General features: G+C 39.7%; 31 protein-coding genes. All 31 read left to right on the top strand.

Annotated elements, in window-relative coordinates; translation table 11 throughout:
- Positions 1 to 91: 91 nt before the first annotated feature.
- The 31 genes from TX86_RS25100 (at position 92) to map (ending at position 25,362) form a co-directional block, all read left to right on the top strand.
- The gene (locus TX86_RS25100) at positions 92 to 697 is read left to right on the top strand and encodes a class I SAM-dependent methyltransferase (RefSeq protein ID WP_042353193.1); all 606 of its coding nucleotides are present in this window, start codon (positions 92 to 94) and stop codon (positions 695 to 697) included.
- Positions 698 to 932: 235 nt separating this feature from the next.
- Complete coding sequence (gene rpoB, locus TX86_RS25095) at positions 933 to 4,496, top strand: DNA-directed RNA polymerase subunit beta (RefSeq protein WP_042353192.1); 3,564 nt, start codon at positions 933 to 935, stop codon at positions 4,494 to 4,496.
- A 64-nt stretch (positions 4,497 to 4,560) separates the two neighbouring features.
- A complete protein-coding gene (rpoC, locus tag TX86_RS25090; RefSeq protein WP_042353190.1) occupies positions 4,561 to 8,160 on the top strand; it encodes a DNA-directed RNA polymerase subunit beta' in 3,600 nt (1,199 codons plus the stop codon).
- Between the two features lie 454 nt (positions 8,161 to 8,614).
- Positions 8,615 to 9,037 carry a 30S ribosomal protein S12 gene (gene rpsL / locus TX86_RS25085; RefSeq protein ID WP_042353189.1) on the top strand — a complete coding sequence of 141 codons (423 nt, stop codon included), beginning with the start codon at positions 8,615 to 8,617 and terminating at the stop codon, positions 9,035 to 9,037.
- Between the two features lie 45 nt (positions 9,038 to 9,082).
- On the top strand, positions 9,083 to 9,553 hold the full coding sequence (rpsG, locus tag TX86_RS25080; protein WP_042353187.1) for a 30S ribosomal protein S7: 471 nt from the start codon (positions 9,083 to 9,085) through the stop codon (positions 9,551 to 9,553).
- Between the two features lie 54 nt (positions 9,554 to 9,607).
- Complete coding sequence (fusA, locus tag TX86_RS25075) at positions 9,608 to 11,686, top strand: elongation factor G (protein WP_042353186.1); 2,079 nt, start codon at positions 9,608 to 9,610, stop codon at positions 11,684 to 11,686.
- 121 nt (positions 11,687 to 11,807) lie between these two features.
- Positions 11,808 to 12,995 carry an elongation factor Tu gene (tuf, locus tag TX86_RS25070; RefSeq protein ID WP_042353185.1) on the top strand — a complete coding sequence of 396 codons (1,188 nt, stop codon included), beginning with the start codon at positions 11,808 to 11,810 and terminating at the stop codon, positions 12,993 to 12,995.
- 444 nt (positions 12,996 to 13,439) lie between these two features.
- Entirely contained in the window at positions 13,440 to 13,748 is a 309-nt protein-coding gene (gene rpsJ / locus TX86_RS25065; RefSeq protein WP_019244375.1) for a 30S ribosomal protein S10, read from the top strand.
- A gap of 36 nt (positions 13,749 to 13,784) precedes the next feature.
- Positions 13,785 to 14,414 (top strand): 50S ribosomal protein L3, encoded by a 630-nt coding sequence (gene rplC, locus TX86_RS25060; RefSeq protein ID WP_042353183.1) that lies wholly within the window; start codon positions 13,785 to 13,787, stop codon positions 14,412 to 14,414.
- Between the two features lie 29 nt (positions 14,415 to 14,443).
- A complete protein-coding gene (rplD, locus tag TX86_RS25055; protein ID WP_042353181.1) occupies positions 14,444 to 15,067 on the top strand; it encodes a 50S ribosomal protein L4 in 624 nt (207 codons plus the stop codon).
- A complete protein-coding gene (gene rplW / locus TX86_RS25050; RefSeq protein ID WP_042353179.1) occupies positions 15,067 to 15,351 on the top strand; it encodes a 50S ribosomal protein L23 in 285 nt (94 codons plus the stop codon). Before rplD ends, rplW begins: the two co-directional genes overlap by 1 nt.
- A 26-nt stretch (positions 15,352 to 15,377) precedes the next feature.
- A complete protein-coding gene (rplB, locus tag TX86_RS25045; protein ID WP_042353178.1) occupies positions 15,378 to 16,208 on the top strand; it encodes a 50S ribosomal protein L2 in 831 nt (276 codons plus the stop codon).
- 60 nt (positions 16,209 to 16,268) lie between these two features.
- Positions 16,269 to 16,547, top strand: coding sequence for a 30S ribosomal protein S19 (gene rpsS / locus TX86_RS25040; protein ID WP_042353176.1), 279 nt, complete (start codon positions 16,269 to 16,271; stop codon positions 16,545 to 16,547).
- 17 nt (positions 16,548 to 16,564) lie between these two features.
- The gene (gene rplV, locus TX86_RS25035; protein WP_042353175.1) at positions 16,565 to 16,906 is read left to right on the top strand and encodes a 50S ribosomal protein L22; all 342 of its coding nucleotides are present in this window, start codon (positions 16,565 to 16,567) and stop codon (positions 16,904 to 16,906) included.
- Positions 16,907 to 16,909: 3 nt separating this feature from the next.
- Entirely contained in the window at positions 16,910 to 17,566 is a 657-nt protein-coding gene (rpsC, locus tag TX86_RS25030) for a 30S ribosomal protein S3 (RefSeq protein ID WP_042353174.1), read from the top strand.
- Between the two features lie 2 nt (positions 17,567 to 17,568).
- A complete protein-coding gene (rplP, locus tag TX86_RS25025) occupies positions 17,569 to 18,003 on the top strand; it encodes a 50S ribosomal protein L16 (protein ID WP_042353172.1) in 435 nt (144 codons plus the stop codon).
- The gene (gene rpmC, locus TX86_RS25020; protein WP_042353171.1) at positions 17,993 to 18,193 is read left to right on the top strand and encodes a 50S ribosomal protein L29; all 201 of its coding nucleotides are present in this window, start codon (positions 17,993 to 17,995) and stop codon (positions 18,191 to 18,193) included. The genes rplP and rpmC overlap by 11 nt, the downstream gene beginning before the upstream one ends.
- Positions 18,194 to 18,216: 23 nt before the next feature.
- Positions 18,217 to 18,480 (top strand): 30S ribosomal protein S17, encoded by a 264-nt coding sequence (gene rpsQ, locus TX86_RS25015; protein ID WP_042353170.1) that lies wholly within the window; start codon positions 18,217 to 18,219, stop codon positions 18,478 to 18,480.
- A 46-nt stretch (positions 18,481 to 18,526) separates the two neighbouring features.
- Entirely contained in the window at positions 18,527 to 18,895 is a 369-nt protein-coding gene (gene rplN, locus TX86_RS25010) for a 50S ribosomal protein L14 (protein ID WP_042353169.1), read from the top strand.
- A 40-nt stretch (positions 18,896 to 18,935) separates the two neighbouring features.
- The gene (gene rplX / locus TX86_RS25005) at positions 18,936 to 19,247 is read left to right on the top strand and encodes a 50S ribosomal protein L24 (protein ID WP_042353168.1); all 312 of its coding nucleotides are present in this window, start codon (positions 18,936 to 18,938) and stop codon (positions 19,245 to 19,247) included.
- A 25-nt stretch (positions 19,248 to 19,272) separates the two neighbouring features.
- Entirely contained in the window at positions 19,273 to 19,812 is a 540-nt protein-coding gene (rplE, locus tag TX86_RS25000) for a 50S ribosomal protein L5 (protein ID WP_042353166.1), read from the top strand.
- Between the two features lie 24 nt (positions 19,813 to 19,836).
- Positions 19,837 to 20,022: a type Z 30S ribosomal protein S14 gene (locus tag TX86_RS24995; protein WP_042353164.1), complete on the top strand. Its 186-nt coding sequence runs from the start codon at positions 19,837 to 19,839 to the stop codon at positions 20,020 to 20,022.
- Positions 20,023 to 20,052: 30 nt separating this feature from the next.
- A complete protein-coding gene (gene rpsH, locus TX86_RS24990; RefSeq protein ID WP_042353163.1) occupies positions 20,053 to 20,451 on the top strand; it encodes a 30S ribosomal protein S8 in 399 nt (132 codons plus the stop codon).
- 29 nt (positions 20,452 to 20,480) lie between these two features.
- A complete protein-coding gene (gene rplF / locus TX86_RS24985) occupies positions 20,481 to 21,020 on the top strand; it encodes a 50S ribosomal protein L6 (protein ID WP_042353161.1) in 540 nt (179 codons plus the stop codon).
- Positions 21,021 to 21,052: 32 nt separating this feature from the next.
- Positions 21,053 to 21,415 (top strand): 50S ribosomal protein L18, encoded by a 363-nt coding sequence (gene rplR / locus TX86_RS24980; protein ID WP_042353160.1) that lies wholly within the window; start codon positions 21,053 to 21,055, stop codon positions 21,413 to 21,415.
- 24 nt (positions 21,416 to 21,439) lie between these two features.
- Positions 21,440 to 21,940: a 30S ribosomal protein S5 gene (gene rpsE, locus TX86_RS24975; protein WP_042353230.1), complete on the top strand. Its 501-nt coding sequence runs from the start codon at positions 21,440 to 21,442 to the stop codon at positions 21,938 to 21,940.
- Positions 21,941 to 21,953: 13 nt separating this feature from the next.
- Positions 21,954 to 22,136, top strand: a complete 183-nt coding sequence (gene rpmD / locus TX86_RS24970) for a 50S ribosomal protein L30 (protein WP_042353158.1) — start codon at positions 21,954 to 21,956, stop codon at positions 22,134 to 22,136.
- 32 nt (positions 22,137 to 22,168) lie between these two features.
- Positions 22,169 to 22,609 (top strand): 50S ribosomal protein L15, encoded by a 441-nt coding sequence (gene rplO / locus TX86_RS24965; protein ID WP_042353157.1) that lies wholly within the window; start codon positions 22,169 to 22,171, stop codon positions 22,607 to 22,609.
- On the top strand, positions 22,609 to 23,901 hold the full coding sequence (secY, locus tag TX86_RS24960) for a preprotein translocase subunit SecY (protein ID WP_042353155.1): 1,293 nt from the start codon (positions 22,609 to 22,611) through the stop codon (positions 23,899 to 23,901). The genes rplO and secY overlap by 1 nt, the downstream gene beginning before the upstream one ends.
- Before the next feature lie 64 nt (positions 23,902 to 23,965).
- Positions 23,966 to 24,619 carry an adenylate kinase gene (locus TX86_RS24955; RefSeq protein WP_042353154.1) on the top strand — a complete coding sequence of 218 codons (654 nt, stop codon included), beginning with the start codon at positions 23,966 to 23,968 and terminating at the stop codon, positions 24,617 to 24,619.
- On the top strand, positions 24,616 to 25,362 hold the full coding sequence (gene map, locus TX86_RS24950) for a type I methionyl aminopeptidase (RefSeq protein ID WP_042353151.1): 747 nt from the start codon (positions 24,616 to 24,618) through the stop codon (positions 25,360 to 25,362). Before TX86_RS24955 ends, map begins: the two co-directional genes overlap by 4 nt.
- The last annotated feature ends 4 nt before the right edge of the window (positions 25,363 to 25,366 follow it).

Raw genomic sequence — 25,366 nt, 5'->3', positions numbered from 1 at the left:
TCTTGCGAACTGCTAAGATAAAGATGTTCTCCGTTGCTTCACCACTAATTATCTAAACTTCCATTAATCCTTTCTAAAGGAGGAGTGTCCTTTGACAAATCATTATTATTCCAAAAATCCCAGCACGGAAAGTAATCCGAAATACTGGGAATTTACTCTCAGAGGGAAGAACTTCCGTTTTAAAACTGATAACGGGGTTTTCTCGAAGAAAGAAGTGGACTTTGGTTCGCGCTTGTTAATAGAAACTTTTACTTATCCAGATGATGTAGAAGGCGGACTACTAGATGTGGGGTGTGGTTATGGTCCAATTGGACTTAGCTTAGCAAACGCTTATCAAGATTTAGTAGTTGAAATGGTTGATGTAAATGCGAGAGCGATTGAGCTTGCGAAAGACAATGCAGCTTCTAATGGAATATCTAATGTAAAAATATACGAGAGTAATGTTTTAGAAGGAGTAACGAATACATCCTTTGCAGCTATTTTAACGAATCCTCCTATTCGAGCAGGGAAAAGTGTTGTTCATGAAATCTTTACAAAGAGTTATGATCACTTATGTTCAGGCGGCGAACTTTGGGTAGTTATCCAAAAGAAACAAGGTGCGCCTTCTGCCATGGAAAAGATGGAATCGTTATTCGGTAACGTTGAAGTAGCAGTGAAGAAGAAGGGTTATTATATACTTGTTTCTAAAAAAAATTGACTCTAATTTAGGGCTATGTTAATATTATAAAATGCATATATATAGTTTCTACTCAAATTCTCTAAATTTAATCGTATAAAACATGAATAAGTGGGAAATATATATAAAATAATAGTTCGTTTTATGTGAATTGTGGTTTTGAAATAAAACCATTTTCTTTTTGTCTTAGGAGAATATTTCGATATTCCTTAAGATAATAGATCCTTAATAACGCTTGATTTGAGGGGTGAATCTGTTGACAGGTCAACTTGTTCAGTATGGACGACACCGCCAACGCAGAAGTTATGCACGCATTAGCGAGGTGCTAGAATTACCAAATCTTATCGAAATCCAAACAGCTTCTTACCAAAATTTCTTGGATGAAGGCTTAAGAGAAATGTTTAAAGATATTTCTCCAATTGAGGATTTCACAGGAAACCTATCGCTGGAATTCATCGATTACAGCTTAGGTGATCCTAAGTATTCAGTAGAAGAATCTAAAGAGCGCGATGTAACTTATTCAGCGCCTCTACGTGTGAAAGTCCGTCTTGTTAATAAAGAGACAGGGGAAGTAAAAGACCAAGATGTATTCATGGGCGATTTCCCTCTAATGACGGAAACAGGTACATTTATTGTAAATGGTGCAGAACGTGTAATTGTATCACAGTTAGTGCGTTCACCAAGTGTATACTTTAGTAAAAAAGTAGACAAAAATGGTAAGCAAGGCTTTACAGCAACTGTTATTCCTAACCGTGGTGCATGGTTAGAGTATGAAACAGATGCGAAAGATGTTGTTTATGTTCGTATTGATCGTACTAGAAAGCTGCCTGTAACTGTATTGTTACGTTCACTAGGCTTTGGTTCTGATCAAGAAATTATCGATCTTATCGGTGAGAACGAATACTTACGTAATACTCTTGAAAAAGACAACACGGAAAGCACTGAAAAAGCGCTTATCGAGATTTACGAGCGCTTACGACCAGGCGAACCACCAACAGTAGAGAATGCGAAAAGTCTATTAGTATCTCGCTTCTTTGATCCTAAACGTTATGATTTAGCGAATGTTGGCCGCTATAAAATAAATAAAAAGCTTCATATTAAAAACCGTTTATTCGGTCAGCGTATTGCTGAAACATTGGTTGATCCTGAGACTGGTGAAATCATTGTAGAAAAAGATACGGTTTTAGATCGTCGTAATCTTGATCGCATTCTTCCATTCTTAGAAGAAGGTATTGGATTTAAGACATTCAAACCTTTTGGTGGAGTAGTTGAAGATGATGTATTACTGCAATCTATTAAAATCTACTCATCTACGGATGATGGAGAAAAGGTAATTAATATTATTGGTAATGCTAATATCACAGAAGAGATTAAAAATATCACTCCTGCAGATATCATTGCATCTATTAGTTACTTCTTTAATCTATTACATTCAGTAGGCGATACAGATGATATCGATCATCTTGGTAACCGTCGTTTACGTTCTGTTGGTGAATTGCTTCAAAATCAATTCCGTATTGGTTTATCTCGTATGGAGCGTGTTGTTCGTGAAAGAATGTCAATTCAAGATACGAACACAATTACACCACAGCAATTAATTAATATTCGTCCTGTTATTGCGTCTATTAAAGAATTCTTCGGAAGCTCTCAATTATCGCAATTCATGGATCAAACGAATCCACTTGCAGAGTTAACGCATAAACGTCGTCTATCTGCATTAGGACCTGGTGGTTTAACGCGTGAACGCGCTGGTATGGAAGTGCGTGACGTTCATTATTCTCACTACGGTCGTATGTGTCCTATCGAGACTCCAGAGGGACCAAACATTGGTTTGATCAACTCATTGTCTAGTTATGCAAAAGTAAATCGTTTTGGTTTTATCGAAACGCCATATAGAAAAGTTGACCCTGAAACAGGAAAAGTAACGGATCGTATCGACTACTTAACTGCTGATGAGGAAGACAATTATGTAGTAGCACAAGCGAACGTTCGTCTATCAGATGACGGCACATTCCTAGATGATGAAGTAGTTGCTCGTTTCCGTGGTGAAAATACGGTTGTTCCAAATGATCGTGTTGACTACATGGACGTATCACCTAAACAGGTAGTATCAGCAGCAACAGCTTGTATTCCTTTCTTAGAGAATGATGACTCTAACCGTGCCCTAATGGGAGCGAACATGCAACGTCAAGCTGTTCCATTAATGCAACCTGAAGCACCTATCGTAGGTACAGGGATGGAATATGTATCTGCAAAAGACTCTGGAGCTGCAGTAATCTGTAAGCATCCTGGTATTGTAGAACATGTTGAATCTCGTGAAGTTTGGGTTCGTCGTGTAACAGAAGTTGACGGTGTTGAAACAAAAGGTAACCTTGATAAGTATCGTATGTTGAAGTACATTCGTTCGAACCAAGGTACTTGTTACAACCAACGCCCAATTGTAAGTGTTGGGGATCGTGTAGTAAAAGGTGAAATTCTAGCAGATGGTCCATCTATGGAGAAGGGTGAATTAGCTCTTGGCCGTAACGTGTTAATTGGTTTCATGACATGGGACGGATATAACTATGAGGATGCCATCATTATGAGTGAGCGTCTTGTTAAAGATGACGTATATACTTCAATTCATATTGAAGAATACGAATCAGAGTCTCGTGATACGAAGCTAGGACCTGAAGAAATTACTCGTGACATTCCGAACGTCGGAGAAGATGCGCTTAGAAACCTTGATGAAAGAGGAATCATTCGTATCGGTGCTGAAGTAAAAGATGGAGACTTACTAGTAGGTAAAGTAACACCTAAAGGTGTAACAGAACTTACTGCTGAAGAACGTCTACTTCATGCAATCTTTGGTGAGAAAGCACGTGAAGTACGTGATACATCATTACGCGTACCACACGGCGGTGGCGGTATTGTCCTTGATGTTAAAGTATTTAACCGCGAAGATGGAGACGAGCTTCCTCCGGGAGTAAATCAACTTGTTCGCGCATATATCGTACAAAAACGTAAAATCTCTGCTGGTGATAAAATGGCCGGACGACATGGTAACAAGGGTGTTATCTCACGTATTCTTCCAGAAGAAGATATGCCTTATTTACCAGATGGAACGCCAATTGATATCATGCTTAACCCGCAGGGTGTACCTTCTCGTATGAATATCGGTCAGGTGCTTGAGCTACACTTAGGTATGGCTGCACGCTACTTAGGTATTCATGTTGCATCACCAGTATTTGATGGAGCAACAGAGGAAGACGTATGGTCAACAATTGAAGAAGCTGGAATGGCACGCGATGCTAAAACAATTCTTTATGACGGAAGAACAGGTGAGCCATTCGATAACCGTGTATCTGTTGGTATCATGTACATGATCAAACTAGCGCACATGGTTGATGATAAGCTTCACGCTCGTTCAACAGGACCATACTCACTTGTAACTCAGCAACCACTTGGTGGTAAAGCTCAGTTCGGTGGACAACGTTTCGGTGAGATGGAGGTATGGGCACTTGAAGCATACGGTGCGGCATACACACTTCAAGAAATTCTTACAGTTAAGTCGGATGACGTTGTTGGACGTGTTAAGACTTATGAAGCGATTGTTAAAGGTGAAAATGTTCCGGAACCAGGCGTTCCAGAATCATTTAAAGTATTAATGAAAGAACTTCAAAGCTTAGGATTGGATGTTAAGATCCTTTCTAGCGATGATAAAGAAATAGAAATGCGTGATTTAGAAGATGAAGATGATGTTAACCAATCAGATGCATTGTCATTAGAGTCGGAATCGAAAGCGCCAGTTGTTGAAACAGAAGTTAATACAACAAAGTAAGCACAATTGCACGAGCCTTACGCAAAAAGGGTAAAACCTGGAATCTAAAAGGGAGGTCGGCCCCTTGCTGGATGTAAATAATTTTGAGTATATGAAAATAGGTCTTGCATCACCTGACAAGATTCGTTCTTGGTCATTTGGTGAAGTGAAGAAGCCAGAAACTATTAACTATCGTACTTTAAAACCAGAAAAAGATGGTCTGTTCTGTGAAAGAATCTTCGGTCCAACTAAGGACTGGGAATGTCACTGTGGAAAATATAAAAGAGTTCGCTATAAAGGCGTAGTTTGTGATCGTTGTGGAGTTGAAGTAACGAGAGCAAAAGTTCGTCGTGAACGTATGGGACATATCGAACTAGCAGCACCAGTATCACATATATGGTATTTCAAAGGAATCCCAAGCCGTATGGGACTTGTCTTAGACATGTCCCCTCGTGCGCTTGAAGAAGTAATCTATTTTGCTTCTTATGTGGTAACTGAATCAGGAGCAACTTCTTTAGAGAAGAAGCAACTTCTTTCTGAGAAAGAGTACCGCGCGTATCGCGAGAAATACGGTAACAAGTTCCAAGCTGCGATGGGTGCAGAAGCTATTCGCAAACTTCTATCTGATATTGATACAGAAAAAGAAGTGGAACAATTAAAAGAAGAATTAAAAACTGCTCAAGGACAACGTCGTACAAGAGCAATTAAACGTCTTGAAGTATTAGAAGCATTCCGTAACTCAGGCAATGAGCCATCATGGATGATCTTAGACGTTCTTCCGGTAATTCCGCCAGAACTTCGTCCAATGGTACAACTTGATGGTGGACGTTTCGCAACTTCAGATTTAAATGACTTATATCGTCGTGTAATCAACCGTAACAACCGTTTAAAACGTTTATTAGACTTGGGTGCACCAAGCATTATCGTTCAAAACGAGAAGCGTATGCTTCAAGAAGCTGTTGATGCATTAATCGATAACGGTCGTCGCGGAAGACCGGTTACTGGACCAGGTAACCGTCCATTAAAATCTTTATCGCACATGCTTAAAGGTAAGCAAGGACGCTTCCGTCAAAACTTACTAGGTAAACGTGTTGACTATTCAGGTCGTTCGGTTATCGTAGTAGGTCCAAACTTAAAAATGTACCAATGTGGTCTTCCTAAAGAAATGGCGATTGAATTATTCAAACCATTCGTAATGAAAGAACTAGTTGGTAAAGGTTTAGCTCATAACATTAAATCAGCTAAACGTAAAATCGAAAGATTACAACCTGAAGTGTGGGATGTTTTAGAATCGGTTATTAAAGAACACCCAGTTCTATTAAACCGTGCCCCTACGCTACACAGACTAGGTATTCAAGCATTCGAACCAACATTAGTAGAAGGTCGTGCAATTCGTCTTCACCCGTTAGTATGTACAGCTTATAACGCTGACTTTGACGGTGACCAAATGGCTGTTCACGTACCGTTATCATCTGAAGCACAAGCTGAAGCACGTCTATTAATGCTTGCGGCTCAAAATATCTTGAACCCTAAAGATGGTAAACCGGTTGTTACTCCTTCTCAGGATATGGTATTAGGTAACTACTACTTAACACTAGAAAGAGAAAATGCTGTTGGTGAAGGTATGGTCTTCAATGATACAAATGAAGCATTACTAGCTTATCAAAATGGCTATGTACATCTTCATACGCGTGTAGCAGTACGTGCATCATCATTACAAAACCAAACATTTACTGAAGAGCAAAACAACCAGCTTCTAATGACAACAGTTGGTAAATTGGTATTCAACGAAATTCTTCCTAAGACTTTCCCGTATATCAACGAACCTACTAAAGAAAACTTAGAAGTCAAAACACCTGAACGCTTCTTCATTGAAAAAGGTGAAAATGTAGTGGAAGCTATTAAAGCACAACCACTTAATGAACCATTCAAGAAAGGTATTCTTGGTAATATCATTGCTGAAGTATTTAAACGTTTCAAAATTACTGAAACATCTAAGATGCTTGATAAGATGAAGGATCTTGGATTTAAATACTCAACAAAAGCAGGTATTACTGTAGGTGTTGCGGATATCGTAGTATTAGAAGAGAAAACACAAATCATTCACGATGCTCAAGTAAAAGTAGACAACGTGTTGAAGCAATTCAGACGTGGTTTAATTACAGAAGAGGAACGTTATGATCGTGTAATCTCTATCTGGAGTGCTGCAAAAGACGTAATTCAAGGAAAACTGATGAAATCGTTAAATCGTTCGAATCCAATCTTTATCATGAGTGACTCTGGTGCCCGTGGTAACGCATCTAACTTTACGCAGTTAGCTGGTATGCGTGGTCTGATGGCCAACCCGGCTGGTCGTATCATCGAGTTACCGATTAAATCAAGTTTCCGTGAAGGTTTAACAGTACTTGAATACTTCATCTCTACACACGGTGCTCGTAAAGGTCTTGCCGATACAGCCCTTAAGACAGCCGATTCAGGTTACCTGACTCGTCGTCTTGTAGACGTTGCACAAGATGTTATCGTTCGCGATGATGATTGTGGAACAGACCGTGGTCTTCTTGTATCTGCTCTTAAAGACGGTACGGAGACAATTGAAGCTCTAGAAGAACGTCTAATTGGACGATATGCAAGAAAAACAATTAAGCATCCAGAAACAGGCGAAGTAATCGTACCTGAAAATGGACTTATTACTGAAGATCTTGCAATATATATTGAAAAAGTTGGAATCGAGCAAGTTTGGATTCGCTCTGCATTCACATGTAATACACGTCATGGTGTATGTAAGAAATGTTATGGTCGTAACCTTGCAACAGGTCAAGAGGTTGAAGTGGGTGAAGCGGTTGGTATTATCGCTGCTCAATCAATCGGTGAGCCTGGTACACAATTAACGATGCGTACATTCCATACAGGTGGGGTTGCCGGAGACGATATCACTCAAGGTTTACCTCGTATCCAAGAAATTTTCGAAGCGCGTAATCCGAAAGGTTTGGCGCATATTTCAGAAATCGATGGTATTGTTGTTTCTATTACAGAAGGTAAAGATAAACAGCAGGAAATCGCTGTACAAGGCGTGGTAGAAACACGTTCGTACACAGTTCCTTATACAGCACGTCTGAAAGTAGGCGTTAACTCTGAAATAAAACGTGGTCAAGAACTAACAGAAGGATCTATTGATCCGAAAGAACTTCTTAAAGTAAAAGATACTCTTGCAGTACAAGAATACTTACTAAAAGAAGTTCAAAAAGTATATCGTATGCAAGGTGTAGAAATTGGTGACAAACATATCGAGGTAATGGTAAGACAAATGCTTCGCAAAATCCGCGTAATCGATGCGGGTGAAACAGATGTATTACCAGGTACATTGCTTGATATTCACCAATTTACTGAAGCGAATACTTCAGCGTTGTTAACTGGTAAAGCACCAGCAACTGGACGTCCAGTATTGCTTGGTATTACAAAAGCATCGCTTGAAACTGATTCATTCTTATCTGCTGCATCATTCCAAGAAACAACTCGTGTTCTTACAGATGCTGCAATTAAAGGTAAACGTGATGAATTACTTGGACTTAAAGAAAATGTTATCATTGGTAAGCTAGTACCAGCTGGTACAGGTATGCCACGATACAGAAAAGCAGTTCCAGTATTCGTTGAAGATCAAGAAAAAGAAACACAACCTGTAGAATAAATACGATAAAGCGGTCAGTATATTTACTGACCGCTTTGCTTATAATAAAAAACTATTATGGTTTAAAAGCCAATTAAATCAAATAAATACAGAGTTACGTAATAAATTTGTAGCAAATTTTGAAAAAATAATATTAGATTTTTTAAAACGGAAGTTGACATCCTATATGCATAGGTGATATTATAACAAATGTGCTTCATTGAGATTTGCAAATCAATATATGAAGAGAAGTAAGTTTCTTGTGTTTTTAGTAGTGACCGCGTTATAATAGTAACGTTGTGCTATTTCAATAGAAACTACTAATGAAGAGTACGTACAATCGTACTTGTAGTTGCTATGTTATTTTCAAAAGTAAAACTGTTTTTGTAGATTTCTGCAAAAACTTTGTTTTTGCTCAATTATGAACCACCTGGATGTGTGGTACTAGAACCAAAATGTGAAAGGAGGAAAAATAATGCCTACTATTAACCAATTAGTACGTAAAGGCCGTGAGTCTAAAGAAACTAAATCTAAGTCTCCAGCTCTTAACAAAGGCTATAACAGCTTCAAGAAAGCTCAAACAAACGTTTCATCTCCACAAAAACGTGGTGTATGTACTCGTGTTGGTACAATGACGCCGAAGAAACCAAACTCAGCGTTACGTAAATATGCTCGTGTACGTTTAACTAACGGAATCGAGGTTACAGCTTATATCCCAGGTATTGGCCATAACTTACAAGAACACAGTGTTGTTCTTATCCGTGGCGGAAGAGTAAAGGATTTACCAGGGGTACGTTATCATATCGTACGTGGTGCGCTTGATACTGCTGGTGTTAACAACCGTATGCAAAGTCGTTCTAAATACGGTACTAAGCGTCCAAAAGCTGCTAAGAAATAATAACAATAAACTTAAAATAATTCTTCTTTGAAAGGAGGACATAACATGCCTCGTAAAGGTCCTGTTGCAAAAAGAGATGTATTACCTGATCCGTTATACAACTCAAAATTAGTTACTCGTCTAATCAATAAATTGATGATCGACGGCAAAAGAGGTACAGCACAACAAATTCTGTACAATTCTTTTGAACTTATTCAAGAACGTTCTGGTAAAGAACCAATGGAAGTATTCGATGCAGCGCTTAAGAACATTATGCCTGTATTAGAAGTTAGAGCACGTCGTGTAGGTGGTGCAAACTACCAAGTACCAGTTGAGGTGCGTCCAGACCGTCGTACTACTTTAGGTCTTCGTTGGTTAGTTAACTACACTCGTCTTCGTGGTGAAAAAACGATGGAAGAGCGTTTAGCTAACGAAATCCTAGATGCTGCTAACAACACTGGTGCATCAGTTAAGAAACGTGAAGATACTCACAAAATGGCTGAAGCTAACAAAGCATTCGCTCATTATCGTTGGTAAGATTCGCAGTTTATTTCTAAAATTATTCTTCAATATGGAAGGAGAAATACCAAGATGGCAAGAGAGTTCTCCTTAGCAAAGACTCGTAATATTGGTATCATGGCACATATCGATGCTGGTAAAACTACCACTACTGAACGTGTTCTTTACTATACAGGTCGTATCCACAAAATTGGTGAAACGCACGAAGGTGCTTCACAAATGGACTGGATGGAACAAGAACAAGAGCGTGGTATCACAATCACTTCTGCTGCTACAACAGCACAGTGGAAAGAACACCGCGTAAACATCATTGATACACCAGGACACGTAGACTTCACTGTTGAAGTTGAACGTTCACTTCGTGTACTTGATGGTGCTGTAGCAGTACTTGATGCTCAATCTGGTGTTGAGCCTCAAACTGAAACAGTTTGGCGTCAAGCTACAACTTACGGCGTACCACGTGTTGTATTCGTAAACAAAATGGACAAAATCGGTGCAGATTTCTTATATTCAGTAGGAACTATCCACGATCGTCTTCAAGCTAATGCACACGCAATCCAATTACCAATTGGTGCTGAAGATCAATTCACTGGAATCATTGACCTAGTTGAAATGAAAGCTATCATGTATGGTAATGATTTAGGAACGGATACTACTGAAGTAGAAATCCCTGCAGAGTACAAAGATCAAGCTGAAGAATACCGTGAAAAATTACTTGAAGCGGTAGCTGAACTTGATGAAGAATTAATGGAGAAATACCTAGGCGGAGAAGAAATCACTGTTGATGAGCTTAAAGCTGCTATCCGTAAAGGTACTGTAAACGTTGAATTCTTCCCAGTAATCTGTGGTTCTGCATTCAAAAACAAAGGTGTTCAACCTATGCTTGACGCTGTAATTGACTACCTTCCATCTCCACTGGATGTACCAGCTATCAAAGGTACAATTCCACAATCAGATGAAGAAGTTACTCGTCCTTCAAGCGACGATGAGCCATTCGCTGCTCTAGCGTTTAAAGTTATGACTGACCCTTATGTTGGTAAATTAACATTCTTCCGTGTGTATTCTGGTACATTGAGCTCTGGTTCATACGTACAAAACTCTACTAAAGGTAAGCGTGAGCGTGTAGGTCGTATCCTACAAATGCATGCTAACTCTCGTGAAGAGATTTCAGAAGTACACGCTGGAGATATCGCTGCTGCTGTGGGTCTTAAAGACACTACTACTGGTGATACTCTATGTGACGAAAAGAATCTTGTTATTCTTGAGTCTATGGAATTCCCAGAGCCAGTTATCTCATTATCTATCGAGCCTAAAACAAAGGCTGACTTAGATAAAATGAGTACAGCACTTCAAAAATTACAAGAAGAAGATCCTACATTCCGTGCACATACTGACCAGGAAACTGGAGAAGTTATCATTGCAGGTATGGGTGAACTTCACCTTGATATCCTTGTAGACCGTATGCGTCGTGAATTTAAAGTAGAAGCTAACGTTGGTGCTCCTCAAGTAGCATACCGTGAAACTTTCCGTCAATCTGCTCAGGTTGAAGGTAAATTCGCTCGCCAATCTGGTGGACGTGGTCAATTCGGACACGTTTGGATCGAATTCGCTCCAAACGAAGAAGGAAAAGGATTTGAATTTGAAAATGCTATCGTCGGTGGGGTTGTACCACGTGAATACATCCCAGCAGTACAAGCTGGTCTAGAAGACGCTCTTGAGCGAGGTGTATTAGCTGGTTTCCCTATGGTAGACGTTAAAGCTAAATTATTCGACGGATCTTACCATGATGTTGACTCATCTGAGATGGCGTTTAAAGTTGCCGCTTCTTTAGCTCTTAAAAATGCAGCTAAGAAATGTCAACCAGTTATCCTTGAGCCAGTTATGAAAGTTGAAGTTGTAATGCCTGAAGAGTATCTTGGAGATATTATGGGTAACATTACTTCACGTCGTGGACGCGTAGAAGGTATGGAAGCTCGCGGTAACGCACAAGTTGTTAAAGCGTTCGTTCCACTATCTGAAATGTTCGGGTATGCAACATCTCTACGTTCTTCTACACAAGGTCGTGGAACATTCTCAATGCACTTCGACCACTATGAAGAAGTACCTAAATCAATCTCTGAAGAGATCATCAAAAAAAATAAAGGTGAATAATTGATTTTCACCTTTCATTAAAGTATAACTACTAATGTAAGCAATGAAAGGAGTATTCCTTTCATTGCAACATATAATACTTAAATTTAACTTTTTTCTAATATTAAGGAGGAATTTTCAAATGGCAAAAGAAAAATTCGATCGCTCTAAGCCCCATGTTAACATTGGAACAATCGGTCACGTTGACCATGGTAAAACTACATTAACAGCTGCAATTACAACTGTACTTGCTAAAACTGGTGGAGCAGAAGCTCGTGCATACGATCAAATCGACGGTGCACCAGAAGAAAGAGAACGTGGTATCACAATCTCAACTGCACACGTTGAGTATGAAACTGCTACTCGTCACTACGCACACGTTGACTGCCCAGGTCACGCTGACTATGTTAAAAACATGATCACTGGTGCTGCACAAATGGACGGCGGTATCTTAGTAGTATCTGCTGCTGATGGCCCAATGCCACAAACTCGTGAGCACATCCTTCTTTCTCGTCAAGTAGGTGTACCTTACTTAGTAGTATTCATGAACAAATGTGACATGGTAGACGATGAAGAATTACTTGAGTTAGTAGAAATGGAAATCCGTGACCTACTATCTGAATATGAATTCCCTGGCGATGATATCCCAGTAATCAAAGGTTCTGCTCTTAAAGCTCTTGAAGGAGAAGCTGAGTGGGAAGAAAAAATCAACGAGTTAATGGCTGCTGTTGATGAGTACATCCCAACTCCAGAGCGTGACAAAGAAAAACCATTCATGATGCCAGTTGAGGACGTATTCTCAATCACTGGTCGTGGAACAGTTGCTACAGGACGTGTTGAGCGTGGTGAAGTTAAAGTCGGCGATGTTGTTGAAATCGTAGGTTTAACTGAAGAGCCAAAATCAACTACTGTAACAGGTGTTGAAATGTTCCGTAAGCTTCTTGATTATGCTGAAGCTGGTGACAACATCGGTGCTCTACTTCGTGGGGTTGCTCGTGAAGATATCCAACGTGGACAAGTACTTGCTAAACCAGGTACAATCAACCCACACCAAAAGTTCAAAGCTGAAGTTTATGTTTTATCAAAAGAAGAAGGTGGACGTCACACTCCATTCTTCTCTAACTACCGTCCACAATTCTATTTCCGTACTACTGACGTAACTGGAATCATCCAATTACCAGAAGGCGTTGAAATGGTAATGCCTGGCGATAACATCGAAATGACTGTTGAACTTATCGCTCCTGTAGCTATTGAAGAAGGTACTAAGTTCTCTATCCGTGAGGGTGGACGTACTGTAGGTGCTGGAGTAGTAGCTTCAATCTCTGAGTAATAATAAGCGAAAGCTTTTAAGAAAAAGCAGATGGATTATCCATCTGCTTTTTTATTTCGTTATCATATGTAGAAATTAAAATCATTAGTAATCTAGTGGCAAGGTAACTAAAATTCTAATGAATTGTTAAAGGTTTCTACTATACTTTTTGCCGAGTTTCTTCTATAGTAATAAATGTTGCAAGGCAAAGAAATAAAGGTTTGAAACTTAAACTTGAAAAATGGTTCAGACCTATGTATAATAGAAAAAGTGTGAAACGGAAATAACGAAGAAATAAAGTCTTGCTTTTTTCTTTGGGCTTCTGTATAATAGACAATGTTGGTCTTTGACTGCGATGATGTGAGAGGTTGCTGACACACCCGGCCGCTTTGCCATGGCAAGTGTGTGGGAAATTTTCACGGAGTAATGTCTATTTTCTAAAATAGGCGAAAAGGAGGGAAAGTAATGGCAAAACAAAAAATTCGTATTCGTTTAAAAGCATATGATCACAGAATTCTTGATCAATCTGCTGAGAAAATTGTAGAAACTGCAAAACGTTCTGGTGCGGCTGTATCTGGTCCGATTCCATTACCAACTGAAAGATCTGTATACACAATCCTTCGTGCGGTTCATAAATACAAAGATTCTCGTGAACAATTCGAGATGCGTACACATAAACGTTTAATCGACATCGTGAACCCAACTCCACAAACTGTTGATTCATTAATGCGTTTAGATTTACCATCTGGTGTTGATATTGAAATTAAACTGTAATTTATAAATTAAAATAAAATTTGGAGGTGTTGACTTATGACTAAAGGAATCTTAGGTAAGAAAATCGGTATGACGCAAGTATTTGCTGAAAACGGCGAACTTATCCCAGTAACAGTTATTGAAACTGCTTCAAACGTTGTTCTTCAAAAGAAAACGATTGAAAACGATGGATACGAAGCTGTACAAATCGGTTTCTCTGATAAACGTGAAAAACTTTCTAACAAACCTGAACAAGGTCACGTTAGCAAAGCAAACACAGCTCCTAAGCGCTTCATCCGTGAATTCCGCGGGTTAAATCTTGATGAGTTCGAGGTTGGTCAAGAAGTCAAAGCAACTATTTTCGCTGAAGGCGATGTAGTAGATGTGACAGGAGTATCAAAAGGTAAAGGATTCCAAGGTTCTATCAAGCGCCACGGACAATCTCGCGGACCAATGTCTCACGGTTCTCGTTATCACCGTCGCCCTGGTTCAATGGGTCCAGTTGCTCCTAACCGCGTATTTAAAGGTAAATTATTACCTGGACGTATGGGTGGAGAACAAATTACTGTTCAAAACTTAACAATTGTTAAAGTTGATGCTGAGCGCAACTTACTTTTAGTTAAAGGTAACGTACCTGGTGCGAAAAAATCTTTAATCAAAGTTAAGAGTGCTGTTAAAGCAAAATAATCACAATAAGAAAGGAGGAGCATTAGAAAATGCCTAAAGTTACATTATTTGACCAAAAAGGTTCAAACGTTGGAGAAATCGAACTTAACGAATCAATTTTTGGTATCGAACCAAACCAAAGCGTATTATTCGATGCAATTGTTATGCAAAGAGCTTCTTTACGCCAAGGTACACACAAAGTAAAAAATCGTTCTGAAGTAGCAGGCGGCGGACGCAAACCATGGCGCCAAAAAGGTACTGGTCGTGCACGTCAAGGATCTATCCGTTCACCACAATGGCGTGGCGGTGGTACTGTATTCGGTCCAACACCAAGATCTTACGCTTACAAACTTCCTAAGAAGGTACGTCGTTTAGCTCTTAAATCTGCTTTAGCTACTAAAGTACAAGAAGCTAACATCCTAGTTCTTGAAAGCTTATCTTTCGAAGCTCCAAAAACAAAAGAATTCGTAGCATTCTTAAACAACTTATCAGTAGATACTAAAGCACTTATCGTTACAGCTAATGTTGATGAGACTGTTGCTTTAGCAGCTCGTAACATCCCTGGTGTTACTGTAGTCGAAGCAGCTGGCATTAATGTTCTTGACTTAGTAGGACACAACAAGCTGATCATTACTAAAGCAGCTGTTGAAAAAGTAGAGGAGGTGCTTGCATAATGGACGCACGCGATATTATTAAGCGCCCCGTGATTACTGAACGTTCTTCTGAAATCATGGCTGACAAAAAATACACTTTTGAAGTTGACGTGAAAGCTAACAAAACTCAAGTTAAAGACGCTGTTCAAGAAATTTTCAGTGTTAAAGTTGAGAAAGTTAATATCATGAACTACAAAGGTAAATTCAAACGCATGGGTAAACATGCAGGCTATACAAACAAGCGCCGTAAAGCGATTGTTACTTTAACTCAAGATAGCAAAGATATCGAAATCTTTGAAGCTTAATTTTTTAGAGAAGGAGGGAACTACAGATGGCAATTAAAAAGTATAAACCTACCTCTAATGGTCGACGCAATATGACTGCTTCTGATTTTGCTGAAATCACAACAAGCACTCCAGAAAAATCATTGCTTGCTCCTTTACACAAAAAAGGCGGCCGTAATAACCAAGGTAAGTTAACTGTTCGTCATCAAGGTGGCGGCCATAAGCGTCAATACCGTATTATTGATTTCAAACGCAATAAAGATGGTATACCAGGACGCGTTGCTACTATCGAATATGATCCGAACCGTTCGGCTAATATCGCATTAATTAATTACGTAGACGGTGAAAAACGTTACATCTTAGCTCCAAAAAACTTAGAAGTTGGTATGGAGATTATGTCTGGCGTTGATGCTGACATCAAAGTAGGTAACGCATTACCACTACAAAACATTCCAGTGGGTACAGTTATCCACAACATCGAATTAAAACCTGGTAAAGGTGGTCAGTTAGTTCGCTCTGCTGGTACATCTGCACAATTACTTGGTAAAGAAGGACGCTACGTATTAGTACGTCTTAACTCTGGTGAAGTTCGTATGATTCTTGCTACTTGTCGCGCTACAATCGGTCAAGTTGGTAACGAACAACATGAACTTATTAATATCGGTAAAGCAGGCCGTAACCGTTGGTTAGGTAAACGCCCAACTGTACGTGGATCTGTAATGAACCCAGTTGATCACCCACACGGTGGTGGTGAAGGACGTTCACCAATCGGACGTAAATCACCAATGTCTCCATGGGGTAAACCAACTCTTGGTGCTAAAACACGTAAGAAGAAAAATAAATCCGACAAGTTTATCGTACGTCGTCGCAAAAAATAACGGGGTTGAGCTACGGTTCACAAAACGGACCGTAGGACAATCACGAGAGGAGGTACACTCATGGGTCGCAGCCTTAAAAAAGGACCTTTTGTTGATGATCATTTAATGGTTAAAGTTGAGAAGTTAAACGAAACTGAGAAGAAACAAGTTATCAAAACTTGGTCTCGTCGTTCTACAATCTTCCCACAATTCATCGGTCACACTATCGCTGTATATGATGGACGTAAACACGTTCCAGTATATGTTACAGAAGATATGGTAGGTCATAAATTAGGTGAGTTCGCACCAACGCGCGCTTACAAAGGTCACGCAAGTGACGATAAGAAAACAAGACGTTAACGAGAGGAGGGCATCTCATGCAAGCTAAAGCTGTTGCTAATACAGTTCGTATCGCTCCTCGTAAAGTTCGTCTAGTAATCGATCTTATTCGAGGAAAGCAAGTAGGCGAAGCAATCGCAATTCTTCGTCATACTCCAAAATCTGCATCACCAGTAGTAGAAAAGTTATTAAAATCTGCTATGGCAAATGCTGAGCATAACTACGAAATGGATGTTAACAATTTAGTAGTAAATGAAGCTTTTGTAAACGAAGGACCAACTTTAAAACGTTTCCGTCCTCGTGCAATGGGCCGTGCTAGTGCTATTAACAAACGTACTTCACACATTACTATCGTGTTATCAGAAAAGAAGGAGGGTTAATCCGTGGGTCAAAAGGTCAATCCAATAGGTTTGCGTATCGGTGTTATCCGTGATTGGGAATCAAAATGGTACGCAGACAAAGACTATGCAAATCTTTTACATGAAGATCTTAAAGTTCGTGAATACATCGCGAAACGTTTAAATGACGCTTCTGTATCAAAGGTTGAAATTGAACGTGCTGCTAATCGCATCAACATCTCAGTTCACACTGCAAAACCAGGAATGGTTATCGGTAAAGGTGGTACTGAAGTTGAAGCACTTCGTAAAGCGTTAAACCAACTTACTGGCAAACGCGTACACATCAACATTATCGAAATCAAGCGTGCGGATTTAGACGCTAAACTAGTTGCTGAGAACATTGCTCGTCAATTAGAAAACCGTGTATCTTTCCGTCGTGCACAAAAACAAGCTATCCAACGCTCAATGCGTTCAGGAGCTAAAGGTATTAAAACAATGGTATCTGGTCGTCTTGGTGGCGCTGATATCGCTCGTTCAGAACAATACAGCGAAGGAACTGTTCCACTTCATACACTTCGCGCTGATATAGATTATGCTCACGCTGAAGCTGATACTACTTATGGTAAGCTTGGTGTTAAAGTATGGATCTATCGCGGAGAAGTCCTTCCTACTAAGAAGAAATCCGAGGAAGGAGGAAATTAATCATGTTAATGCCTAAACGCGTTAAATATCGTCGCGAACACCGCGGAAAGATGAGAGGTCGTGCAAAAGGTGGTACTGAAGTTCATTTCGGTGAATTCGGTCTTCAAGCTCTTGAAGCATCTTGGATTACTAACCGCCAAATCGAATCTGCTCGTATTGCCATGACACGTTACATGAAACGTGGCGGTAAAGTTTGGATTAAAATTTTCCCAAGCAAGCCTTACACTGCAAAACCTCTAGAAGTCCGAATGGGTTCTGGTAAAGGTGCTCCAGAAGGTTGGGTTGCTGTTGTTAAACCTGGTAAAGTAATGTTCGAAATCTCAGGTGTATCTGAAGAAATCGCACGTGAAGCTTTACGTCTTGCTATGCACAAACTTCCAGTTAAATGTAAGTTCGTGAAACGAGAAGAAAATGGTGGTGAATCAAATGAAAGTTAATGAAATCAAAGACTTAACCACTGCTGAAATTGAACAAAAAGTAAAATCGCTTAAAGAAGAATTATTTAATCTTCGTTTCCAGTTAGCAACTGGGCAACTTGAAAATACTGCACGTATTCGTGAAGTACGCAAATCGATCGCTCGTATGAAAACTGTTGTTCGTCAAAGAGAGATCAGTGCCAACAATTAATAATCGAGAGGAGGTTTGCACACATGAGTGAACGTAACCAACGCAAAGTCTACACAGGTCGTGTAGTATCTGACAAAATGGATAAAACTATTACTGTTCAGGTAGAAACGTATAAGACACACAAATTATACGGAAAGCGTGTTAAATACTCTAAAAAATTCAAAGCGCATGATGAGCAAAACGTTGCTAAAATCGGTGACGTAGTAAAAATCATGGAAACTCGTCCACTATCTGCTACAAAACGCTTCCGTCTTGTAGAAGTAGTAGAGAAAGCTGTTATTATCTAATTAAATTCTGTTCGGATAAAGTAAATTCCGGAAGGAGGTCTTGAACATGATTCAACAAGAATCCCGTTTAAAAGTCGCTGACAACTCTGGCGCACGTGAAGTTTTAACAATTAAAGTTCTTGGTGGTTCTGGTCGTAAAACGGCTAACATTGGTGATGTTATCGTTTGTACAGTAAAACAAGCAACACCAGGTGGCGTTGTTAAAAAAGGCGACGTAGTTAAAGCAGTTGTTGTTCGTACTAAGTCAGGCATGCGTCGTAAAGATGGTTCTTACATCAAGTTTGACGAAAATGCTTGTGTAATTATCAAAGACGATAAAGGTCCTCGTGGAACTCGTATCTTCGGACCGGTTGCACGTGAACTTCGTGATAATAACTTCATGAAGATCGTTTCACTAGCTCCAGAAGTACTGTAATGTAAATTCTCGTAAAAGCCTTTCAAGGAGGTGCGAAGCTATGCATGTAAAAAAAGGTGACAAAGTAGTAGTCATCTCTGGTAAGGATAAAGGCAAACAAGGCGTTATCCTTGAAGCATACCCAAAGAAAAACCGTGTATTGGTTGAAGGTGTTAACATCGTGAAGAAACACGCTAAACCATCTCAACTGAATCCTCAAGGAGGAATCATCAGCCAAGAAGCTGCAATCCACGTTTCAAACGTAATGCCACTTGATCCTAAAACTGGTGCTCCAACTCGTGTTGGTTACAAAACAGTTGATGGAAACAAAGTACGCGTTGCTGTAAAATCGGGTGAATCCTTAGATAAATAAGTAATAAATGAAGGGAGGTACTCTAATGAACCGCCTAAAGGAAAAGTATACAAATGAAATCGTTCCTGCTCTAGTGAGCAAGTTTAACTATAAATCTGTAATGCAAACTCCTAAAGTTGATAAGATCGTTATCAACATGGGTGTAGGTGATGCTGTAGCAAACGCTAAAGCTCTTGACAATGCAGTGGAAGAATTAAGCCAAATCACAGGTCAAAAACCTGTTGTAACTAAGGCAAAAAAATCTATCGCTGGCTTCCGTCTACGTGAAGGTATGCCTATCGGTGCGAAAGTTACTCTTCGCGGCGAACGCATGTACGAATTCCTAGACAAGTTAGTATCTGTTTCTTTACCACGTGTACGTGACTTCCGTGGGGTTTCTAAGAAATCTTTCGATGGTCGCGGAAACTACACTCTTGGTGTTAAAGAACAATTAATCTTCCCTGAAATTGACTACGATAAAGTAAGCAAAGTTCGTGGAATGGATATCGTAATCGTTACTACGGCAAATACTGACGAAGAAGCTCGTGAATTGCTTACTTCATTAGGAATGCCGTTCCAAAAGTAATTTAAAATAAAGGGAGGCGTAAACGTGGCTAAAAAATCTATGGTCGTGAAACAAAAGCGCACACCTAAGTTTAAAGTACAAGAGTACACTCGCTGTGAGCGCTGTGGTCGTCCACACTCTGTGTACCGTAAATTTAAGCTTTGCCGTATTTGTTTCCGTGAACTTGCATATAAAGGACAAATTCCTGGCGTGAAAAAAGCTAGCTGGTAAAACCCGATTTTGGGAAGGAGGTAAAAATAAATGGTCATGACAGATCCAATCGCAGATATGCTTACTCGTATTCGTAACGCTAATATGGTGCGTCACGAAAAACTTGAGCTTCCTGCTTCTAAGATTAAAGCTGATGTTGCAGAAATCTTAAAACGTGAGGGCTTCATCCGCGATGTTGAACTAATTGAAGACAACAAACAAGGAATCATCCGTATCTTCTTAAAATACGGTTCAAATAATGAACGTGTAATTACTGGTCTTAAACGTATTTCTAAGCCAGGTCTACGTGTGTATGCTAAAGCTGGAGAAGTACCTCGTGTACTTAACGGTTTAGGTATCGCAATCGTTTCTACTTCTCAAGGCGTTGTAACTGATAAAGAAGCACGCGCTAAGAAAATTGGTGGAGAAGTACTAGCATACGTTTGGTAATATTTTTTTCACGAATGGAGGTGCACTAAATGTCTCGTATAGGTAAAAAACCAATCGAGGTTCCAGCTGGAGTTACAGTAACTATTGCAGCAGAAAACGCAGTTACTGTAAAGGGACCAAAAGGCGAATTAACTCGTTCTTTTAATCCAGAGATCACTATCACACAAGAAGAGAACGTGATTACATTATCTCGTCCTTCTGATTCAAAAGAACACCGTACTATTCATGGTACAACTCGTGCTGTTCTTGCTAACATGGTTGAAGGTGTATCAAAAGGCTTTGAAAAGTCTTTAGAACTTATCGGTGTTGGTTACCGTGCACAAAAGCAAGGTACTAAACTAGTTCTAAACGTTGGATACTCTCACCCTGTTGAGATTGAACCAGAAGCAGGAATTGAAATCGAAGTTCCTTCAAATACAAAAGTTATCGTAAAAGGTACGAACAAAGAACGTGTTGGTGCATTAGCAGCAAATATCCGTGACGTTCGTCCGCCAGAACCTTACAAAGGTAAAGGTATTCGTTACGAAGGCGAATATGTACGTCGTAAAGAAGGTAAAACTGGTAAGTAAGATCGCATAAGTATATGAAAGGAGTGTCATAAATGATTTCGAAGCTTGACAAAAATGCTGTTCGTCAGAAAAGACATGCTCGTGTTCGTGCTAAACTTTCTGGAACGGAAGCTCGTCCTCGTTTAAATGTGTTCCGTTCAAACAAGCACATTTACGCTCAACTAATTGATGATGTAAACGGCGTAACACTTGCAAGTGCTTCAACTCAAGACAAAGGCCTTGAACTTGCTAGCACAAGTAACATCGAAGCAGCTCAAACAGTTGGCGCAAACATCGCTAAAAGCGCAGTAGAAAAAGGATATTCAGAAGTGGTATTTGACCGCGGAGGATACCTTTTCCACGGCCGTGTAAAAGCATTAGCAGATGCTGCTCGTGAAAACGGCTTACAATTTTAATGTAAAAAGGAGGGACAAATGAACATGCGTCGTATTGATCCTAATAAATTAGAACTTGAAGAACGCGTAGTTACCGTTAACCGTGTAGCTAAAGTTGTAAAAGGTGGACGTCGTTTCCGCTTTACAGCACTAGTTGTTGTTGGTGACAAAAACGGTAATGTTGGATTCGGTACTGGTAAAGCACAAGAAGTGCCAGATGCAATCCGTAAAGCAATTGAAGATGCTAAAAAGAACTTAATCTCAGTACCTATGGTAAATACAAGTATCCCTCACGAAGTTCTTGGACATTTTGGAGCAGGACAAATTCTTTTAAAACCTGCTGCAGAAGGTACAGGAGTTATCGCTGGTGGTCCAGTACGTGCGGTACTTGAATTAGCTGGTGTAGCTGATATTCTTTCAAAATCTCTAGGCTCTAACACGCCTATTAATATGGTTCGTGCAACTATGGACGGATTAAAGCAATTAAAACGTGCTGAGGACGTTGCGAAACTACGTGGCAAATCAGTAGAAGAACTGTTAGGATAAGGAGGGAAATATAATGGCTAATAAATTAGAAATTACCCTCACTCGTAGCTTAATTGGTCGTCCACAAGACCAACGCGTGACTGTTAATACGCTAGGTTTACGTAAAATGCATCAAACAGTGGTTCTTGATGATAATGCTGCTATTCGCGGTATGATTAATAAGGTTTCTCATCTTGTTACTGTCAAAGAACAATAATATTATTTTTTCTTAACAAGGAGGTGCCCATAATGAAACTTCATGAATTAAAACCTGCAGAAGGTTCTCGTCAAGATCGTAAACGTAAAGGACGCGGTATCGGATCTGGTAACGGTAAAACAGCTGGTAAAGGTCATAAAGGTCAAAACGCTCGTTCAGGCGGCGGAGTACGTTTAGGATTTGAAGGTGGTCAAACACCATTATTCAGACGTTTACCAAAACGCGGATTCACTAACATCAACCGTAAAGATTACGCTGTTGTTAACTTAGACACTCTTAACGTTTTCGAAAACGGAACTGAAGTAACTCCAGCTCTTCTTATTGAAACTGGTGTTGTGAAAAAAGAAAAAGCAGGAATCAAAATTCTTGCTAACGGTAAGATTGAGAAAAAGCTTACAGTAAAAGCTAACAAATTCTCCTCTGCTGCAAAAGAAGCAATTGAAGCTGCTGGCGGTCAAACTGAGGTGATTTAATGTTCCGCACAATCTCCAATTTTATGCGCGTGGGCGAAATACGGAATAAAATCTTCTTTACCTTGTTAATGTTGATTGTTTTCCGTATCGGAACATTCATTCCTGTACCACATGTGAATGCAGAGATTCTGAAGGCGCAAGACCAACTAGGTGTATTTGGAGTACTAAATACATTTGGTGGTGGAGCCCTGAAGAACTTCTCCATTCTGGCTATGGGAATCATGCCGTACATTACAGCATCTATTATCATTTCTTTATTGCAAATGGACGTAGTGCCTAAATTTACGGAATGGTCGAAGCAAGGTGAAGTAGGTAGACGTAAATTAGCTCAGTTTACCCGCTATGGAACGATCGTACTTGGGTTTATTCAAGCTCTTGGTATGTCATACGGTTTCAATAGCATGGCTAATGGACAGCTGATTACAGATCCAGGAATTACAACTTATCTTTTAATTGCAGTTGTATTAACGGCTGGTACTGCTTTTCTAATGTGGCTTGGTGAACAAATCACAGCGAAAGGTGTAGGCAATGGTATTTCTATCATCATCTTTGCTGGTATCGTAGCTGCTTTACCAAATACGGTAAATCAAATCTACGCTCAACAAATTCAAGATGCTGGAGATGCACTTTTCATTCGAATCGTAACTATTGTCTTAATTGCTCTTGCTGTAATTGCAATTATTGTGGGTGTAATTTTCATCCAACAAGCTTTACGTAAAATACCGATTCAGTACGCTAAGCGTACGTCCGGTCGTGCTCCTGTTGGAGGGCAATCAACGCATTTACCTTTAAAAGTTAATGCAGCAGGTGTAATTCCTGTAATCTTCGCAGTGTCTTTTATTATGACACCGCCACTTATCGCAGGATTCTTTGAGCCTAACAGCTTTACAGAAGCCGTAATTAAGTACTTTAATTACAGCCATCCTGTTGGTATGGTTATATACATTGCCTTAATCATTGCATTCTCTTACTTCTATGCGTTTGTACAGGTTAATCCTGAACAAGTTGCAGAGAACTTAAAGAAGCAAGGTGGCTATGTGCCAGGTATTAGACCTGGTAAAAGTACTCAAGAATACTTAAGCCGAGTATTGTCACGTCTTACACTAGTTGGATCACTATTCCTTGCAGTTATTGCGATTTTACCGGTGTTCTTTATTAAGTTTGCAGGTCTACCGCAATCTGTTCAAATCGGGGGAACAAGCTTACTAATCGTAGTAGGTGTTGCTCTCGAAACGATGAAAGGGCTAGAAGCACAACTTGTAAAACGACATTACAAAGGTTTTATAAAATAATCGGTTTGGGAACATATTCTATAAGTTCCCCAAACCAATTATGGAGTTTTGAGGGGGAAAAATAATGAATCTCGTTCTTATGGGGCTACCGGGTGCAGGCAAAGGCACTCAAGCTGAAAAAATTGTAGAAAACTATAACATCCCTCATATCTCTACTGGAGATATGTTCCGTGCTGCTATTAAAGAAGGAACGGAACTTGGTCTACTTGCTAAATCGTTCATGGATAAAGGCGAATTAGTTCCTGATGAAGTAACTATTGGCATTGTTCGTGAAAGACTTAGTAAAGACGACTGCAAATTAGGTTTCTTGTTAGATGGTTTCCCACGTACAGTTGAACAAGCTGAAGCGTTAGAAAGCATTCTTTCTGATTTAAATCGTCCAATCGATTACGTTATTAACGTAGATGTTGATAAGGACATTTTAATGGAAAGACTAACAGGAAGACGAATTTGTAAAGAATGTGGCGCTACTTATCATCTAGTGTTCAATCCTCCTACAAAAGAGGGTGAATGTGATCGTTGCGGTGGAGAGTTGTACCAACGTGCTGATGATAACGCTGAAACGGTTCAAAATCGTTTAGATGTTAATCTGAAGCAAACACAGCCACTTTTATCTTTCTATGAAGATAAAGGCACGCTACGTAACATTAATGGACAACAAGATATAAATATCGTCTTTGAAAACATTAATGAACTTCTTGGGGGCCTTAACGGATGATAATTTGCAAAACCCCTCGCGAAATTGAAGTCATGCGTCATGCAGGCCAGATTGTTGCTTTAACTCATCAAGAGCTGAAGAAACATATTAAACCAGGTGTGACGACGCTAGAGCTGGATACAATTGCTGAAAGCTTTATTCGTAAACATGATGCGATCCCTTCTTTTAAAGGATTATACGGGTTTCGCGGCAGTATATGCGCCTCGGTAAACAATGAACTTGTTCATGGTATTCCGGGCAAGCGAATTCTTCAAGATGGTGATATAATTAGCATCGATATCGGTGCGAAGTATAATGGCTATCATGGTGACTCAGCTTGGACATATGCTGTAGGTAGTATTAGTGAAGAAACACAACGACTCTTGGATGTAACTGAAGAGTCCTTATATAGAGGTTTGGAAGAAGCTAAGCCAGGTGCGCGACTTTCGAACATCTCCCATGCTATTCAAACATATGCTGAGGCGAACAACTTCTCCATTGTTAGAGAGTATGTTGGTCACGGTGTTGGTCAAGACTTACATGAGGAACCACAAATCCCTCATTTTGGTCCGCCCAACAAAGGTCCTCGTTTAAAGCCTGGTATGGTGTTGGCTGTAGAACCTATGGTAAATGCAGGAACAAGATATGTGAAGACTTTAGAGGATAATTGGACTGTCGTTACTCAAGATGGAAAAATGTGCGCTCATTTCGAACATACAGTTGCGATTACTGAATCGGGTTATGAGATATTAACAAAGATTTAAGACG

The sequence above is a fragment of the Bacillus massiliigorillae genome, assembly GCF_000380245.2.
Classification (GTDB): Bacteria; Bacillota; Bacilli; order Bacillales; family DSM-1321; genus Bacillus_AD; species Bacillus_AD massiliigorillae.
The sequence above is the reverse complement of the archived record's forward strand: the minus strand, read 5'-3'. Positions and strand labels throughout refer to the sequence as shown.

Excerpts from the sequence above, each read along its gene's own strand:
- rplO (WP_042353157.1), top strand. The coding sequence starts at position 22,169 with ATGAAACTTCATGAATTAAAACCTGCAGAAGGTTCTCGTCAAGATCGT.
- rpsJ (WP_019244375.1), top strand. The coding sequence starts at position 13,440 with ATGGCAAAACAAAAAATTCGTATTCGTTTAAAAGCATATGATCACAGA.
- rplW (WP_042353179.1), top strand. The coding sequence starts at position 15,067 with ATGGACGCACGCGATATTATTAAGCGCCCCGTGATTACTGAACGTTCT.
- TX86_RS24955 (WP_042353154.1), top strand. The coding sequence starts at position 23,966 with ATGAATCTCGTTCTTATGGGGCTACCGGGTGCAGGCAAAGGCACTCAA.
- tuf (WP_042353185.1), top strand. The coding sequence starts at position 11,808 with ATGGCAAAAGAAAAATTCGATCGCTCTAAGCCCCATGTTAACATTGGA.
- rpsE (WP_042353230.1), top strand. The coding sequence starts at position 21,440 with ATGCGTCGTATTGATCCTAATAAATTAGAACTTGAAGAACGCGTAGTT.
- rplP (WP_042353172.1), top strand. The coding sequence starts at position 17,569 with ATGTTAATGCCTAAACGCGTTAAATATCGTCGCGAACACCGCGGAAAG.
- rplR (WP_042353160.1), top strand. The coding sequence starts at position 21,053 with ATGATTTCGAAGCTTGACAAAAATGCTGTTCGTCAGAAAAGACATGCT.
- rplN (WP_042353169.1), top strand. The coding sequence starts at position 18,527 with ATGATTCAACAAGAATCCCGTTTAAAAGTCGCTGACAACTCTGGCGCA.
- rplE (WP_042353166.1), top strand. The coding sequence starts at position 19,273 with ATGAACCGCCTAAAGGAAAAGTATACAAATGAAATCGTTCCTGCTCTA.
- rpsL (WP_042353189.1), top strand. The coding sequence starts at position 8,615 with ATGCCTACTATTAACCAATTAGTACGTAAAGGCCGTGAGTCTAAAGAA.
- map (WP_042353151.1), top strand. The coding sequence starts at position 24,616 with ATGATAATTTGCAAAACCCCTCGCGAAATTGAAGTCATGCGTCATGCA.
- rpsQ (WP_042353170.1), top strand. The coding sequence starts at position 18,217 with ATGAGTGAACGTAACCAACGCAAAGTCTACACAGGTCGTGTAGTATCT.
- secY (WP_042353155.1), top strand. The coding sequence starts at position 22,609 with ATGTTCCGCACAATCTCCAATTTTATGCGCGTGGGCGAAATACGGAAT.
- rplV (WP_042353175.1), top strand. The coding sequence starts at position 16,565 with ATGCAAGCTAAAGCTGTTGCTAATACAGTTCGTATCGCTCCTCGTAAA.
- rpmD (WP_042353158.1), top strand. The coding sequence starts at position 21,954 with ATGGCTAATAAATTAGAAATTACCCTCACTCGTAGCTTAATTGGTCGT.
- rpmC (WP_042353171.1), top strand. The coding sequence starts at position 17,993 with ATGAAAGTTAATGAAATCAAAGACTTAACCACTGCTGAAATTGAACAA.
- rpsG (WP_042353187.1), top strand. The coding sequence starts at position 9,083 with ATGCCTCGTAAAGGTCCTGTTGCAAAAAGAGATGTATTACCTGATCCG.
- rplX (WP_042353168.1), top strand. The coding sequence starts at position 18,936 with ATGCATGTAAAAAAAGGTGACAAAGTAGTAGTCATCTCTGGTAAGGAT.
- rplB (WP_042353178.1), top strand. The coding sequence starts at position 15,378 with ATGGCAATTAAAAAGTATAAACCTACCTCTAATGGTCGACGCAATATG.
- rplC (WP_042353183.1), top strand. The coding sequence starts at position 13,785 with ATGACTAAAGGAATCTTAGGTAAGAAAATCGGTATGACGCAAGTATTT.
- fusA (WP_042353186.1), top strand. The coding sequence starts at position 9,608 with ATGGCAAGAGAGTTCTCCTTAGCAAAGACTCGTAATATTGGTATCATG.
- rpsS (WP_042353176.1), top strand. The coding sequence starts at position 16,269 with ATGGGTCGCAGCCTTAAAAAAGGACCTTTTGTTGATGATCATTTAATG.
- rplD (WP_042353181.1), top strand. The coding sequence starts at position 14,444 with ATGCCTAAAGTTACATTATTTGACCAAAAAGGTTCAAACGTTGGAGAA.
- rplF (WP_042353161.1), top strand. The coding sequence starts at position 20,481 with ATGTCTCGTATAGGTAAAAAACCAATCGAGGTTCCAGCTGGAGTTACA.
- rpsH (WP_042353163.1), top strand. The coding sequence starts at position 20,053 with ATGGTCATGACAGATCCAATCGCAGATATGCTTACTCGTATTCGTAAC.